Origin of the sequence: Nevskia soli (genome assembly GCF_903970205.1) — a bacterium.
Lineage (GTDB): Bacteria > Acidobacteriota > Terriglobia > Bryobacterales > Bryobacteraceae > Bog-113.
The window spans coordinates 1-15,924 of the sequence record NZ_CAJCHS010000108.1 but is presented as its reverse complement, the minus strand read 5'-3'; the positions used below and the strand labels follow the sequence as shown (position 1 = coordinate 15,924).

Genomic DNA, 15,924 nt, shown 5'->3' with positions numbered 1-15,924 from the left:
GCAATCTTCGCCGTGTATCCGTTCAGGAACTGATACATCGCTTCATCCGCGTCGAGCTTCGCGATCGGAGGCAGCACGCCAAACGCGTCCGCGGTCAGGAAGATCGCGTGGCGCGGATGTCCCGCGGTGCTTGGAATCAGCGCATTCTCGATGAATTCCAGCGGATAGGCGGCGCGCGTATTTTCGGTATAGGCGTCGGAATTGAAATCCAGTTGCCGCGTCACCGGATCCATCACCACGTTTTCAAGCACCGTTCCGTAGCGAATCGCGCCCCAGATCTGCGGCTCCTTTTCCGCCGAAAGATGAATGCATTTCGCATAACATCCGCCCTCGAAATTGAACACCCCGCGATCGCTCCACCCATGTTCATCGTCCCCGATCAGTTCGCGCTCGGGATCCGCCGACAGCGTCGTCTTGCCGGTTCCGGAAAGGCCGAAGAACAGTGCCACACTGCCGCTCTTGTCCTGATTGGCGGAGCAATGCATCGGCATCACGCCGCGCTCCGGCAGCAGATAATTGAGCGCCGTGAAGATCGATTTCTTCAGCTCCCCCGCATAGCTTGTCCCCACAATCAAAATGGTTCGCGATGAGAAATCGAGCGCGATGCACGTCTCCGAATGCGTGCCGTCTTCCGCCGGATTCGCCAGAAACTCCGGCGCGAAGATCAGTGTAAAATCCGGCTTCTCAATTGGAGCCGCGCCGGGATCGCTTCGGATCAGCAGCTGACGCGCGAACAAAGAATGCCAGGCATACTGCGTGATCGCCCGCACCGTAATGCCGTACTCATGGTCCGCGCCGGCCCGAAGATCGGAAACGAATAACTCGTTGCCCTGCAGGAACGTCATCACCTTGGAGCGAAGCCGTTCGAACTGCGCGGGCGGCATCGGCTGGTTCACCGCGCCCCAATCGACAGTCGCGGAGGTCGCGGCGTCGCGCACAATGTACTTATCTTTCGGCGAGCGGCCGGTGAACTGCCCCGTGCGCACCACCAGCGAACCGCCGTCCGAAAGCACCCCTTCGTTGCGCTGGATGGCGTACTCAATCAGCTGCGATGCGCCGTCATTCCAATGCACCGCTTCGAGATTGTTTAAGCCCATGCTTTCCAAAGACCGCATAGCCGGGATTAAGTCCGGATCCGGATGCGGGGCATCAGCGCCGCTGGTAACGGCCGCAGTCGGTATGTGCATAGCGTCGATAATAAGGTCAATGATCTCACAATTGCTTCGGACGGCCCTGCTGTTCAGCGGGGTGTTTTGGAGCGGTTGTATCGTGGAGGCGCAGGTAATCGAGTTTGAAAACAACGGCCTGCATTATCAAAGTCTGACGCGCGGCGCAGTCACCGTTATGTGCGCCCGCTTGCCCACCGAGTTGAAGGATTGGGGACTTATACAGATCGCCATCTCCAACGGTTCCGAGGCCTATGTCACGTTTTCGCCGGAGGACTTTGAATTCGACCGCGGCGATGGCCGCGTGACTCCCGCCGGTTCCGCGGACGCCGTGGTCGGCGACGTTCTCGAGCGCGGCAATCATTCCGACCTGGTCAAGCTCATAAAGACTTATGAGGATGCCATCTACAACATCCCTAACATGAAGCTCGACAACAGCTACGAGAAGCGGCGCGAAGCGGCCCTCGGATTCGGTACGAGCGCGCGGTTCGAAGCCGCCGCCGCGGCTTCCGCGATCGCGCTGGTACAGACCCGAATCCCGCCCGGCCAATCCACCGACGGCGCCGTTTTCTTCCGATTCGGCTCGAAGTCGTTTCCTCCCGGTCACCTCGTCGTTCATAATGGCGGAGAGACCTTCGTGTTCAATCAGGAATGAGCAGGTCTCGTAACGGATCAGGAGCTAACCGGATAAATCATGTCTTACCCCGAACAATTTGTTTCACCGATGCGCGCGGAACTGACCCGCTTCGGAGTTAAAGAAGCGCGCACGCCATCCGAAGTCGACCTTTACGTGAACGCGCCGGGAACGACGATGGTGGTCGTGAACTCGATCTGCGGCTGCGCAGCCGGTAAAGCGCGCCCCGCGATCGGCATGGCGCTCCAGCACGCGGTGCGTCCCGACCGGTCCGCCACCGTCTTCGCCGGCGCCGACGACGCCGCAGTGGCTCACCTGCGCGATCTGCTCTCGGAATACCCACCGTCCTCCCCCTCGATCGCCATTTTCCAGGACGGCAAGCCGGTGTACATGATGCATCGCCGCGAGATCGAATCCCGCGACGCCCTATCGATCGCCCGCAGCTTGACCGACGCGTTCGATCGCATCTGCACGGGCGTAGCGCAGTAACGCGTGGCGCACGGACTTTCTCGTGCTCTGTCGAGACTCTTTCGACACCCCCGCGCAAACCAGAAACATTCAAAATAGCTCCTCCGGCGAATATGAGCGCCGTGCAATCGGTGTCGAAGCGGTTCTAACCCAATTGCTTCCTAACTTCCCGTACCGAGCCGCGACGGCGACGGAGCAGTCCGCAAGCTATGTTTGATGCGAGTACTGCCACGCCTTCGCGGTCCCGCACGCTGGAACAGCAGGACAGCTCGACAACGGTGCCCGCGGTGAGACGATTCGATCAAAGAACGTCTGTCACCCAGCATTTCCCCAAAGATTCGTCGAACTGAGCGTCGCCCAATCAAACTCGAAGCGCTTCTAACCCAAACCGAGCGCGCCCGCAGGGAAGCCGCTCTTGCCACAGGCTGGTAGACTTCTTCGCTACACTCGGATATGGCGAACGCGCTGGCGGCGGGGGCGGTTTCGGAGATCGCGCAGCGGCGCGAAATCCGCGATGCGCTGCAATGGCTGACGCGCGAGAAGCACTGGATCACCGATATCCAACTGCAGTTATGCCGCGTGCCTGCTCCGACGTTCCTCGAGCAGAAGCGCGCCGAATGGATGGCCGAGCAGTTTCGCGAGTACGGATGGCGCGCGCATCTCGACCCCGCCGGCAATGTGGTCGCAACGCTGGCGGAAGAAGGAGACGATGCGCTGCCGTACATCGCGTTGACCGCGCATCTGGATACCGTTTTTGCGCCGCGGCTGCGCGAGGACATCTATATCGATTCGGATGGGAAGCTGCGCGGACCCGGCGTTGCCGACAACGGCGCGGGTCTGGCGGCGCTGCTCGCGACGGCGCGGGCGCTCTCGATCTGCGGCTTGCCGGAGGGCCGCGTCGCGAATCCGGTTCTGGTGGCGAACGTCGGCGAAGAAGGCGAAGGCAATCTGAGCGGCATCCGCTATCTGTGCAATCAATCGAAGCTGGCCAAACGCGTGGCGGCTTACGTGGTGGTGGACGGCGCTCATACGGACCACATCACCGTGCGCGCGTTGGGGAGCCGGCGGTTCGATCTGACCTTTACGGGCCATGGGGGACATAGCTGGAGCGATTCCGGCATCGGCAATCCGGTGCATGCTCTGGCTCGCGCGATTACATTTTTCACCGAAACCCCGATGAATGGCGGCCCGCGCTCGGCCATCAACGTCGGCGTGATGGAAGGCGGCGCGAGCGTGAATGCGATCGCGTCACAGGCGCGGGCCAAGGTGGATATCCGGTCCGAGTCGAACGCGCGGATCGATGAGCTGGTGGTCGCGCTGCATGACGCGGCCGAACGAGCGCAGGATTTCGAGAATCAGCGCGCCGCCTCGGGCAAGGTGTCGGGGCGGCTGAAGGAGATTGGTTCGCGTCCGGCGGCGCGGCTGCCGGAGAACGCGGCCATCCTGCAGTTCGCGCGGAGTGTGGATGGGCACCTGGGCATTCGCGCGCATCTGGAGTGTTCGTCGACCGATGCGAACGTTCCGCTCTCATTGGGGATCCCGGCACTCTCCATCGGCGCCGGCGGACAGGGAGGCGGCGCGCATACGCCCGCTGAATGGTTCTCGCCGGAAGGGCGCGATCTCGGATTGAAGCGCATCCTATTACTGTTGATAACGCTGCTGCGCCACGGGGCCGCGTAGGCTTCCGACTGAAGTGACGACCTGGAAGGCCGACTTAGCCTTAGTCGCGAACACGATCATCTGGGGCGCGACGTTCGTCCTTGTAAAGGATGCGCTGGCGGATGTTTCGCCGATGCTGTTCCTGGCCATGCGATTCGCGCTGGCGGCATTGGTCCTGGCGCTTCTCTACGGCCGGAAAGTACAGCGCGCCTCGCTTCGCGACGGAGCCGTCGCGGGCGTGCTGCTATTCCTCGGTTACCTGTTTCAGACTACCGGCTTGCTCTACACGACGCCGTCGAAATCCGCCTTCTATACGAGCCTGTCGATTCCGATGGTACCTTTGCTGGGATCGCTCGTCTATAGAAGTGCGCCGCGATGGAATGAGGTCGCGGGCATAGCCGTCTCATCCACAGGGATGATTTTACTGACCACCGAGGGCTCGCGGGTCGCATGGGATCGTGGGAGTCTGCTGAGCTTCTTTTGCGCGATAGCCTTTGCCGGGCATATCGTTGCGGTTGGGAAGTTTTCCGACCGTGCGAACTTCGAAACGCTCGCGGTCATGCAGATCCTGACCGCGGCCGTGTTGGCGGGAGTCAGTTTCCGGTTCATAGACACCGTGAAGCTACGGTGGACGGGACCCGTGGTTGCGGCCGTATTAGTTACCGCCTTGCTGGCGACTGCTCTGGCATTTACGATTCAAGCCTGGGCGCAGCAACATACCACGGCTACCCGAACGGCTCTTATCTATACACTGGAGCCGGTCTGGGCGTGCGCAACGTCGTGGTTGTTACGAGGCGAGCGGCTGTCGGGTGTGGCATGGGTCGGCGGTTTGCTAATCCTGGTAGGTGTTTTGCTGGTGGAACTGAAACGCAGTGCGGGACAGAAACATCAATCGATTCGGGTAGTTAGTCCGGAAGTATAATAAAAGTTGCGTGCCGCGCACGCAGGAGTCAGCAAGGTCCATGAGTATTTTCGAACATCTAAAACGACAAAAATTCCTTTCCTTTACAGTTGTGATGCTGACGTTGTGTATCGGAGTGTTGATTGGAACGCTCCTCAATACCGGCGTCAAGGCGGCACGAGAGTCGGTTGCACCGGGCGCGACGCCGCTCACGATCCCGGCCCCGAGCGTGATCCAGAATTCGTTCTCACAACTGGCCAAACAGCTCGAGCCCTCCGTGGTGAACATCTCGTCCGAGTACATTCCAAAAGCCTCAGTGACGCAGAACCGGAATCAAAGCCGGCGTCCGCTGCGGATTGTTCCGCAAGATCCCGACGATCAGGGCGGCGATCAACAGCAGGATCAGGGCGGGATGGAAGACTTCCTGCGCCGGTTCTTCAATAACCCGAATGGGCCGCAGATGCCGCAGGAATCGCAGCGCGGAGCGAGCTTAGGTTCCGGCTTCGTGGTCTCATCGAACGGCTACATCCTGACCAATAATCACGTGGTGGAGCGCGCCAATCGCATCCGCGTGAAGTTCAATGGCGATCAGACTGAGTACGACGCCAAGGTGATCGGTACTGACTGGCAGACGGATTTGGCCGTGATCAAGATCGATCGGACCAACCTGATTCCGGTGCGCATGGGCAACTCGGATTCGATCCAGGTGGGCGATTGGGCGATCGCGATCGGCTCTCCGTTCGGCTTCCAGGAGACGGTGACGGCGGGAATTATCAGCGCGAAGTCGCGCGACATTCCAGGTGACTCGACCACCTTCCAGCACTTCCTGCAGACGGATGCGGCGATCAATCCGGGTAACAGCGGCGGCCCGCTGCTGAACATCAACGGCGAGGTGATCGGCATCAACACGCAGATCGCGAGTCGCTCCGGTGGCTATCAGGGCATTGGTTTCGCGATGCCTTCCAACACGGCGGTCAAGGTATACAACCAGATCATCAAGACCGGCAAGGTAACGCGCGGTTCGATCGGTATCTCGTTCCAGGCGAACACCGCCCAGATTCGCGAGTTACTGAAAGCCTACGGGGCCAAGAATGGTGTGTTCGTGTCGCACGTGGAACCAGGCGGTCCGGCGGAGAAGGCGGGACTTCGCGAGCAAGACATCATCACTGAGATCAACGGCCAGAAGATCCAAACTGGTAACGATCTGATTGACGTCGTGGCGGATACGCCGATCGGACAATCGATCCGGATTGACTACCTGCGGGATGGGAAGCCGGCGCAAACCGAAGTTACGATTGCGGACCGGTCCAAGGTATTTCCGAAGGAGCCGGGTGCTCCTGAGACGTCCGACGACAACGGCAATGGCGGCGGCGACGAAGCGACGCAGGCGCGTTTTGGCATCTCGATTCAGAACCTGAACGACAAGCTGAAACAGAACATGGGCGTCAAGGAAAACGGCGTTGTGGTGCAGAGCGTGGAGCCGGGTTCGTTCGCTGAGGACATGGGTCTGGTTCAAGGTGACGTGATTACCCAATTGAATCGGAAGCCGATCACCAGCGTGGATCAGTTCAAGTCGATCCAGAGCCAATTGCATACGGGCGACGCGGTGGCGCTGCGGGTACTGCGGTCGGCGGGCGGCGGACGGCAGGGCGGCGGTGAGTGGCAAACGCTCTACTTAGCCGGAACAGTACCGGCGGCGGGGCAGTAAGTCAATCTACTCCGAATCTGTTACATTGAAGGGGCGCGGCTTAACGGCTGCGCCCCTTTTTCTATTGCTATGAAGACTGTGCTTCTAGCGCTGGTTTTGTTCTGGGCGGGAGAAAGTCATGCGGCCGGGGCGGCTACGGCCATGAAGAAGACGACGGCGTCGCGCGGCCGCGCCCTGGTTCGGGCGCACACAAGGCGCAAGGTTACAGCGCACGCGGCGCCAAGACCCTATGTCCAGAACGAGCCGACACCGGACCGGTATCGCGAAATTCAGGGAGCGCTGGCTTCCAAGGGCTATCTCAAGTCGCCGCCTTCGGGCGCATGGGACGCGGAGACGGAGGACGCCATGCGGCGCTATCAGGCAGACAACCAGTTCGAGGCTACCGGGCGGATCAACTCCAAGTCGTTAATCGGGCTTGGCCTGGGCGGCGGCACGCAAGACCCGCATTAGGCGCGGTATCGGACGGCCGCGCGGGCTTTGGCTTTCGCGGCCTCTTCTTCACGATTCTTAGGAGGTGCGCTGGTTTGGAGTTGATTCAAGAATCGTGCTGAGATTTCGGATATCTGTTCAATGGCCGCGTTAAAGGCCCGCTCGTTGGCTCTGGATGGCTTGTTCAAGCCGCTGATCTTGCGTACGAACTGAAGCGATGCCGCGTGGATCTCTTCCGGAGTAACCGGCGGATCGAAATTGAATAGCGGTCGGATGTTCCGGCACATAGGCGGCGGCTGGGGTATCAATATCGATACCAATATTGACACCAATATTGTCCCACTAAGCCGCCGCGCGTCTTGGGTTCCGATGCTTACTGAGCGGCCGCTTGAGTCTGACCGGCATGCTGCTCTAGGTTAGCGGGGTGGGTCGCCGCCAGGATTTCTTTCGCTTTCGTAACGTCCGCGGCCGTGCCATTTACGAGCACTAGAAACTTGTCGGACTTCACCGCGGCTTCATATTGCAGAACACTGTCCTTTGGGATTCCGAGACTGAACAGGCCGGCGCCGAGCGCACTTAGGCCTCCGACAAGCGCCGCGCCTTCGAGACCGCTCACGATCCAGGCGACTAGCGGTCCGGCAACAAGTATGGGCCCGATGCCGGGAATGGCGAAGAATGCGGACCCGAATAACAGGCCCCAAAAGCCGCCCCAGAAGGCTCCTGTCTTGCCCCATCGCTTCATCCGGTCGCCGGTGTTGTAGTAGCCGACGACGTGCTCGTCGGTGTGATAGTCCTTTCCGACGATCGAGAGGGTTTTCAAATCGATGCCCGCATGCTGCAGCGCCTTGACTGCCTCCTCGGCCTCGGCATGCGTGTGATAGACCGCAACGACGGATTCGTTAGTGGACATTTACGTCTCCTTTGGCGTAGTTACGCCTTGCGTTGTTAACACTTGCAGGGCACGCGCCGTTGTGGTGGGGCAACGGTTGCGTGGGATGGAGCCGCCGGTTTGGAGAGTAACCGCTCAATGCTCTCCCGGCTTCGTATGTTACGAGAGTGTAACGGCGTCAATTTTTGGTTCCTGGCCACTTCCAGTTGCGAATCTCAGGCTTGTCCTGACCCTCGGCATAGGCGTAGTTGATGCTCTCGATGATTTGCCCTTGTAACCATTCTTTCAAGTGCGCCGCGGTTTCCTGTAACTTAGGGACGCGGTCGATCACGTCGATGGAAAGGTTGAAGCGGTCCACCTGGTTCCGGATCAACAACTCGAGAGGCGTGTTGATATTGCCTTTCTCTTTATAGCCCCGCACGTGGATGTTGGCGTGGTTCGTCCGCCGGTAGGTAAACTTATGGATTAGCCACGGGTATCCGTGGAAGTTGAAAATCACCGGCTTCTCTTTGGTGAAGAGCGAGTCAAAGTCGCGATCGGACAGGCCGTGGGGATGCTCGCTAGCGGGTTGCAGGCGGTAAAGATCGACTACGTTCACATAACGAATCTTCAAATCCGGACAGTGCTCGCGGAGGATGGCGATGGCGGCCAGGGCTTCCTGGGTGAGGATGTCTCCGGCGCTCGCCATCACTACATCCGGCTCCTTGCCCTCATCGTTACTCGCCCAATCCCAGATGCCGATGCCTTTCGTGCAATGAATCAAGGCGGCTTCCATGTCGAGAAACACTAAGTGAGACTGCTTGTCGGCTACGATCACGTTGACATAATCCTGGCTGCGCAGGCAGTGGTCCGCCACGCTAAGCAGGCAGTTGGCGTCGGGCGGCAGGTAGATCCGAGTGACTCCGGCGCTCTTATTACTGACGACGTCGAGGAAGCCGGGATCCTGATGGGTGAATCCGTTATGATCCTGGCGCCAGACCAGCGAGGAGATCAGAATGTTCAGGGAGGAAATGGGCGCGCGCCAGTCGATTTCGGCTTTCGATTTCTCGAGCCACTTAGCGTGCTGGTTATACATCGAATCGATGATATGAACAAAGGCTTCGTAGGTATCGAACAGGCCATGACGGCCGGTCAGTAAGTACCCTTCGAGCCATCCTTCGAGAGTGGTCTCGCTCAGCATTTCCATGACACGTCCGTCGGGCGCGATGTCAGTCCCGTCTTTATCTTCAGGAAGGTACTCCGCTAGCCAAGTCTTGTAAGTCGCGTCATAAATATCTTCCAGACGATTGGAAGCGTTCTCGTCCGGGCTGAGGACGCGGAAATTGGTCATGTTCCGGCGCATGACGTCGCGCAGGAACTTACCGAGCGTCGCGGTGGGCGACGCTTCCTTCGTTCCTGGGCTATCGATCGGGATTCCGTAATCGCAGAAGTCGGGCAGATCGAGCGGCTTAAGTAACTTGCCGCCGTTCGCGTGTAAGTTGGCGGTCATGCGGCGATCGCCTTTCGGCGGAAGGTCGCGGAGTTCAGGAATCAGCGTGCCTTGCTCATCGAATAGTTCCTCCGGCCGGTAGCTGCGCAGCCACTCTTCGACAATCTTCAGGTGTTCCGGCTTGGTTTTTACATCCAGAACAGGCACCTGATGAGCGCGCCAAAAGCCTTCCACCTTGTGCCCGTCGACCTCTTTTGGTCCGGTCCAGCCTTTGGGCGAGCGCAGGATAATCATCGGCCAGCGCGGGCGATCGGGGATGCCGGTGCTTCGCGCTTTCTGCTGGATCGCGCGAATCTTGAGGATGCACTGTTCCACGACCTCCGCCATCCGCGGATGCATTAGTTCGGGATCGTGGCCCTCCACGACGTGCGGCTCCCAGCCATAACCTATGAAGAGGGCTTCGAGCTCTTCCGGAGTTATGCGCGCTAGTATAGTCGGATTGGCTATCTTGTAGCCGTTGAGGTGAAGGATGGGGAGAACCGCGCCATCGCGGATCGGGTTCAGGAACTTGTTGGAATGCCAGGAAGTGGCCAGCGGTCCGGTTTCCGCTTCGCCGTCACCGACGACGACACTTACGATCAGGTCGGGATTGTCGAATGCGGCGCCAAAGCCGTGGCCAATGCTATAGCCTAACTCGCCGCCTTCGTGGATGGAACCGGGAACTTCAGGCGTACAATGGCTTCCGAGCTGGCCGGGAAACGAGAACGCGCGGAAGAGCCGCAGCATGCCGGCTTCGTTCTGACTCTTCTCGGGATAGATCTCGGAGTAAGTGCCTTCCAGATAGCAATTCGAGATCATGGCCGGAGCTCCGTGACCGGGTCCCGAGATATAGATCATGTCCAGGTCGTACTTACGAATCACGCGATTCAAGTGAACCCAGGTGAAGGTCTGTCCGGGATCGGATCCCCAGTGGCCGAGAAGCCGGTTCTTGATGTGTTCGGCGCGCAATGGTTCCCGCAGCAACGGGTTTTCGCGGAGGTAAATCATTCCGGCGCAAAGGTAATTGCAGGCGCGCCAGTAGGCGTTGATTTTCCTGAGTTCGTCGGGGCTCACGGGCTCAACGGCGGGGGCTGTCTTCTCTTCGTTTTGAAAGGGAATTGTCATAAAACGTCGGTCCTGGGCTGCCTTGGGTAGGCTTCAGCCGCCAGACGATTTAGCATCCCACATCCAGGGTGTTATGACGTGGGGGCGCGCACGGTTATTCCGCGCGGAGGGCTTCCATCGGGTTTACTGAGGCAGCGCGCCGGGCGGGGAGATAACCGGCCAGTAGCGCGGCCGCGCCAAGGATCACCGCGACCGCAGCCAGAGTCGCTAAGTCCCAGGATTGGACGCCGAACAGCAGTTTGCGCATCAGGGTCGCGGCGGCCACCGAGCAAACCAGACCGATCACGATGCCCAACGCCGCCAGCCAACCGGTTTCTTTCAGGATTAGTCGGCAAACCCCGTTTCGGTGCGCGCCCAAAGCCATACGCACGCCAATTTCACGGGTTCTCCTGCTGACTGAGTAGGCGACGACGCCGTAGAGTCCAACGACACTTAGCAGTAGAGCCAACGCTGCGAAACCTCCGACGATCCATGCGGAAGAGCGCTGTAAGTCCGTCGCGGTATTCAGCCGGTCATTCATGGTCATGGCGAATCGAGTCGCAATCCGGCGGTCGATTCCGCGAAGCGTTGCGGCCAGGGTAGGTAGCAGCGAAGCTTCGTCCTGCGACGTCCGGACGACTAAGCCGAAGCTACTGTCCGGGGACTGATTGAATGGGATGTACTCGGTGGGCCATATCTGAGAGTCAAGCGCGCCTTCGCGAATATCGTTGACGATTCCAACGATGGTACGAATTGTCTTCGGATTCAGCCCGTCATCACCGAACTGCTTGCCGATCGGATCCTCATTCGGGAAATATTTCGCGGCGAGAGCCTGATTGATGATGACGACGCGAGGCTTTGACCCATCTTCCGCATCATCGAAGTAACGGCCGCGCAACAGAGAAGCGCCGAGGGCCGTGAAATAGCCCGAGCTAACGTCGCGCTCATTCACTTCGTTGTGCTCGCCGTTATAGGGGCGGCCGACAAAACGGATCCAATCGGTGTCGCCATCGCCGCTCAGCGCGATACGGCTGGCGACGCCGGCGGACTCGACTCCAGGCAGGTTCGCGGCGCGGCGGGTGACTTCGCGCGCCAGAGTAACTTGCTGTTGGTCCGTCGGGTAGCCATCCTGGGGCGCCATAACCTGAAGGGTGGCCAGGTGGTCCGGCTTGATCCCGGTATTGACTTGGAGTAAGTGATATAAGCTCTTACCTAATAACCCGGCGCCCACTAAAAGAACCATAGCCGTGGCAAGTTCCAGCACGACCAGCTTCGAGCCTAGACGGCGCCATGTGTTTCCCGCCGACCCGCGGCTGCCTTCGGCCATACCGTCGCGGACATCGGAAAGCGAGAGGCGCGCCGTTGGAGTCAGCGAGAACAACAGAGCCGATAGGAATGAGATCGCGGCAGCGAAAACGCAGACGCGGACGTTCAAATCCAGATTCTGGAGAAAGGGCATCCCGGCTTGCATCTGTTGGGGTACCAGCAAAATGAGGACCCGGATGGCGGCCCACGCAGAGGCCAAGCCAAGCGCGCTTCCAATCATAACGAGCACAATGCCCTCGGTCGCGAACTGGCGAACCAGCCGGGAACGCGAGGCGCCCAGCGCTCCCCGAACGGCCATCTCGCGGCGCCGGTTTTCGGAACGCACCAGCAGCAGGCTCGCTACATTCGCGGTGGCTATCAGCAACAGCAGTCCGGCGCCGCTCAGCAGCACGAGTAAGATGGGGCGCACGCTACCGACGATAGCCTCTGAGAGCGGCATGACACTAGCGCCTTGACCGAGATTGGAGCCCGGGTACATTACTTCCAATTGGTGCGCGATCGACGTCATGTCTGCGAGCGCCGTCCGGATCGAGACACCGTCCTTGAGACGGCCGACACCGTTGAGGGAGTGGCAGCTACGCCGGAGATCGCAATCGCCGGAAGGGTGAATCGTAGTCCAGAATTCCACGGGGCCCGTGAGTGCGAATTGGAAATCGCGGGGCAACACGCCAACGATGGTGTGCGCGACTCCGTTGAGGGCGACCGTCTTACCGATTGCCTCCTTTCGCGCGCCAAAGCGGTCCCGCCATGCTGAGTAACTCAGTATTACGGTGTGGGGCGCCCCGTTGAGGTCCTCGCCGCGGTAAAAGTTTCGCCCAAGTATCGGACTAACACCTAAGGTGCGGAAAAACCCGTCACTTACTCGCACCCCGTCGGCATGCTCGGAACCCCAGGGCGTGTTCAAGATATAGCCGCGATTCGAGTAGACTTCGAGCGAGCTAAATACATGGTTCTGCGCTTTCCAGTCAAGATAGTCAGCGTAGGAAAGGTTGGCGCGGGGAAAGAGTGGGATTTTCTCCGTTACATCGGCAAGCCGGTTGGGATCTTTGAACGGAAGAGGTTTGATGAGCGCCGCATCCACAAAGGCGAAGATCGCGACGCTGGCGCACAGCCCGAGCGCAATCATGGCAATGGCTGTCGCGGTGAAGCCCGGGTTTTTGCGTAACTGGCGGAAGGTAAACCGGAGATCCTGCATTGAATGATCGATCAGGTTGAATCCACGCATGTCGCGGCACTCCTCTTTTCTTTGTTCCAAGCCACTTAGCGCACGAAGTGCGGCACTACGCGCCTCGATAGGTTCCATCCCGGCGGCGATATTATCCTCTGTCAGGCGCTCTAAGTGATAGTTCAGCTCTTCCTCGAGTTCCTGCTCCACGGCCCCGCGTGACAACAGCGACCGCAGTCGAAGTTTAACGATGCCGGGTAACCGCATGATTCAAACGGCCCTCACCACCAGCGAGATCGCCGCGGCGAGGCGCTCCCACTGAACCGATTCCTGATCCAAAACCTTACGGCCGGCCTTGGTAAGCGTGTAGTACTTAGCGCGGCGGTTGTTGTCGCTCATCTTCCAATCGGAAGTGATCCACGCATTTTGTTCGAGCTTATGCAGCGCGGGATAGAGTGCGCCTTGTCCAACCTGAAGCACGTCTCCGGATATCTGGCGGATACGTTGCGCGATGGCCCACCCATGCATGGGTTCGAGTGCGATGACTTTCAGAATGAGTAGGTCCAGGGTGCCTTGAACGAGATCCGTGGGCTTGCTCAATGCCTCTCCTCTAAGTAACTGACAACAACGTAACACGTCACACAGCCCGGAAGCAACAACCAGCAACGAATCAGAGATTTACAGTCGGGCGTGAGCTTTCGAACATAAACGCCACGAACGCCGCGGTTTGCCGTTCCAAGTTGAATCGAATCCGAAGCGCGCCGTTCTGAATCTTCTACTGGAGATCGATCATGAACGAACACCGCGCGGTCGCGCCGCTCGTAATCCGGAAGATCAAGATAATTTTGGGTGCCGGCGTGCTATTCGCCGGCGCAGGTTGGTTATCAGGCTGTGCGAGGAAGAACGTCTCCGCCAATACGGGTCCGCCGCCCCCAATGCCCGTCACGGTAGTTGAAATCCAGCCCACCAACGTTCCCGTGACGGGCGAATGGGTGGGCACCCTCGATGGTTACGTCAACGCGCAGATTCAGCCGCAGGCGAGCGGCTATCTGATCAAGCAGGACTACCGGGAAGGCGCGCAGGTCTCGAAAGGTCAGGTCCTGTTCGAGATCGACCCGCGTCCTTTCCAGGCCGCGTTGGATCAGGCGGAGGGGCAGCTGAACCAGGCCAAGGGACAAGTGGAACAAGCGCAGGCCCAGCTCGGTCTGGCCGAGATCAACGTGAACCGCGATACGCCCCTGGCGGAGGCGCACGCGATCGCGCGCAGTACACTCGATAACGATATTCAGCAGAAAGCGCAGACCCAGGCTGCCGTTGAATCTGCCAAGGCGTCGGTCGCAACCGCTGAGGCCGCCGTCGCGAACGCCAGGTTGAACTTGGGATTCACTCAGGTTCGCTCGCTCATCACCGGGGTTGCCGGCCAGGCCACTACGCAGGTGGGCAACCTGGTCAACACCCAATCCGTGCTGACTTCGGTCTCACAACTCGATCCCATCAAGGCTTACTTTTCGATCAGCGACTCCGAGTATTTGAGTCTGACGCAGCGCGTTCGACACGGCGGAGGCGACCTGCTGAAGAATGCCGCGTCCGTTCCTTTGACGCTCACGCTTTCCAACGGCGAAATCTACCCGCGGAGGGGACACATCGCGTTCGTCGATCGCCAAATCAATTCGCAAACCGGCGCCATTCGGATTGCCGCGGTGTTTCCGAATCCCGGCAACGTGCTGCGGCCCGGAGAATTCGGGCGGGTCAAGGCGGAGACCGAGGTCCGCCGCAACGGTCTGTTGATCCCTCAGGTTGCCGTACAGGAGCTCCAAGGTATGCAGCAGGTTTACTTGGCCGGCGCCGACGGCAAGGCTCACATCGCGACGGTTACTCTAGGTCCGCAGATTGGAACCAATTGGTTAGTCGAACACGGCGTCTCAGCGGGCGACAAGGTAATTACCGATAATCTTCAGAAGCTTCGCGAGGGAGCTCCGGTTGCCCCGCATCCGGGCCCGCCCGTTGCTCCGACAGCACAGAACGTGATTTCGGCGGGTAAGTGAACCATGTCGAAATTCTTTATCCGGCGTCCCATCGTCGCCATCGTCATCGCCATCCTCACCGTCATGCTGGGCACGGTTTCGATGCTGACGCTCTCCACTTCGCAGTACCCCGACATCGTACCGCCTGAGATTCTGGTTACCGCGACTTATCCGGGCGGCGACGCCAAGACGGTGAGCCAATCGGTTGCGACTCCGATCGAACAGCAGATGAATGGCGTCGACAACATGATTTACATGAACTCCGTCAGCGCCAACAATGGAGTCGTCCAGCTGTTTGTCGACTTCGACGTAAAGACGGATCCAAACATCGATCAAGTGCTCGGTCAGCTCCGGGTCGATCAGACGCAGTCCCAATTGCCGGCGCAGGTCACCACGGCCGGACTTACTGTCCAGAAGGCTCTAACATCGCCGCTCATGCTGGTGGCTCTCAACTCACCTGACGGGAGGCTGGGCCAGGACTTCCTGATCAACTACGGGGTGATTAACATCCAGGACCAGCTTGCTCGCGTGAAGGGCGTATCTCGCGTGCAGGTCTTCGGCGGACAGTATGCGCTTCGCGTGTGGGTTCAACCCGACAAGCTGGCACAGCTTGGGGTGACGGCGCCCGAGGTGATCGCGGCCATTCAGACACAGAACAATGTGAATCCGGCAGGACAGATTGGCGCCGAGCCTATTCCTCAAGGGCAGCAGTTCACATACACGGTTCAAACCCAGGGCCGCTTGGTGACACCGGATGAGTTCGGCAAAATCATCCTTCGCGCGAACCCCGATGGTTCCATCCTGCACCTTAGCGACGTAGCCCGCGTCGAACTCGGCTCGCAGGCTTATAGCATTTCCGCGCGTTACAACCAGGCGCCCTCGGGCGTGATGGCCATCTACCAGTTACCGGGATCGAATGCGGTCGAGACCGCTGCCGCGGTAAGCGCGCGCATGAAGGAACTCTCCGCGAAGTTCCCCGCCGG

14 protein-coding genes are annotated in these 15,924 nt (G+C 59.5%); 8 read left to right on the top strand and 6 right to left on the bottom strand.

The window, feature by feature from the left end; translation table 11 throughout:
• Positions 1-1,115: phosphoenolpyruvate carboxykinase (ATP) (locus tag H1Y01_RS05090; RefSeq protein ID WP_180539190.1), on the bottom strand; the 1,115-nt coding region annotated here is incomplete at its 3' end.
• A gap of 91 nt (positions 1,116-1,206) precedes the next feature.
• On the opposite strand from H1Y01_RS05090, the gene H1Y01_RS05085 reads away from it, so the two are divergent.
• From H1Y01_RS05085 to H1Y01_RS05060, 6 genes are all read left to right on the top strand, one after another.
• A complete protein-coding gene (locus H1Y01_RS05085; RefSeq protein ID WP_180539188.1) occupies positions 1,207-1,821 on the top strand; it encodes a hypothetical protein in 615 nt (204 codons plus the stop codon).
• Positions 1,822-1,860: 39 nt separating this feature from the next.
• On the top strand, positions 1,861-2,289 hold the full coding sequence (locus H1Y01_RS05080; protein WP_180539187.1) for a BrxA/BrxB family bacilliredoxin: 429 nt from the start codon (positions 1,861-1,863) through the stop codon (positions 2,287-2,289).
• A gap of 432 nt (positions 2,290-2,721) precedes the next feature.
• Positions 2,722-3,948: a M20/M25/M40 family metallo-hydrolase gene (locus H1Y01_RS05075; protein WP_180539186.1), complete on the top strand. Its 1,227-nt coding sequence runs from the start codon at positions 2,722-2,724 to the stop codon at positions 3,946-3,948.
• Between the two features lie 13 nt (positions 3,949-3,961).
• Entirely contained in the window at positions 3,962-4,849 is an 888-nt protein-coding gene (locus H1Y01_RS05070) for a DMT family transporter (RefSeq protein ID WP_180539185.1), read from the top strand.
• 94 nt (positions 4,850-4,943) lie between these two features.
• Positions 4,944-6,536 (top strand): Do family serine endopeptidase, encoded by a 1,593-nt coding sequence (locus tag H1Y01_RS05065; protein ID WP_180539184.1) that lies wholly within the window; start codon positions 4,944-4,946, stop codon positions 6,534-6,536.
• A gap of 69 nt (positions 6,537-6,605) precedes the next feature.
• Positions 6,606-6,986 (top strand): peptidoglycan-binding protein, encoded by a 381-nt coding sequence (locus H1Y01_RS05060; protein WP_219341278.1) that lies wholly within the window; start codon positions 6,606-6,608, stop codon positions 6,984-6,986.
• On the opposite strand, the gene H1Y01_RS05055 is transcribed toward H1Y01_RS05060, so the two are convergent.
• From H1Y01_RS05055 to H1Y01_RS05035, 5 genes are all read right to left on the bottom strand, one after another.
• Positions 6,983-7,252 (bottom strand): DUF2277 domain-containing protein, encoded by a 270-nt coding sequence (locus tag H1Y01_RS05055; RefSeq protein ID WP_180539189.1) that lies wholly within the window; start codon positions 7,250-7,252, stop codon positions 6,983-6,985. The genes H1Y01_RS05060 and H1Y01_RS05055 overlap by 4 nt on opposite strands.
• Before the next feature lie 86 nt (positions 7,253-7,338).
• The gene (locus H1Y01_RS05050; RefSeq protein ID WP_180539182.1) at positions 7,339-7,875 is read right to left on the bottom strand and encodes a general stress protein; all 537 of its coding nucleotides are present in this window, start codon (positions 7,873-7,875) and stop codon (positions 7,339-7,341) included.
• Positions 7,876-8,032: 157 nt separating this feature from the next.
• Entirely contained in the window at positions 8,033-10,447 is a 2,415-nt protein-coding gene (locus H1Y01_RS05045) for a phosphoketolase family protein (RefSeq protein WP_180539181.1), read from the bottom strand.
• Positions 10,448-10,541: 94 nt separating this feature from the next.
• Positions 10,542-13,184, bottom strand: a complete 2,643-nt coding sequence (locus tag H1Y01_RS05040; RefSeq protein ID WP_180539180.1) for an ABC transporter permease — start codon at positions 13,182-13,184, stop codon at positions 10,542-10,544.
• 3 nt (positions 13,185-13,187) lie between these two features.
• Positions 13,188-13,517: a PadR family transcriptional regulator gene (locus tag H1Y01_RS05035; protein WP_180539179.1), complete on the bottom strand. Its 330-nt coding sequence runs from the start codon at positions 13,515-13,517 to the stop codon at positions 13,188-13,190.
• Positions 13,518-13,852: 335 nt separating this feature from the next.
• On the opposite strand from H1Y01_RS05035, the gene H1Y01_RS05030 reads away from it, so the two are divergent.
• Together H1Y01_RS05030 and H1Y01_RS05025 are read left to right on the top strand one after the other, a co-directional pair.
• The gene (locus H1Y01_RS05030) at positions 13,853-14,962 is read left to right on the top strand and encodes an efflux RND transporter periplasmic adaptor subunit (protein ID WP_219341276.1); all 1,110 of its coding nucleotides are present in this window, start codon (positions 13,853-13,855) and stop codon (positions 14,960-14,962) included.
• A gap of 3 nt (positions 14,963-14,965) precedes the next feature.
• Positions 14,966-15,924: efflux RND transporter permease subunit (locus H1Y01_RS05025; RefSeq protein ID WP_180539177.1), on the top strand; the 959-nt coding region annotated here is incomplete at its 3' end.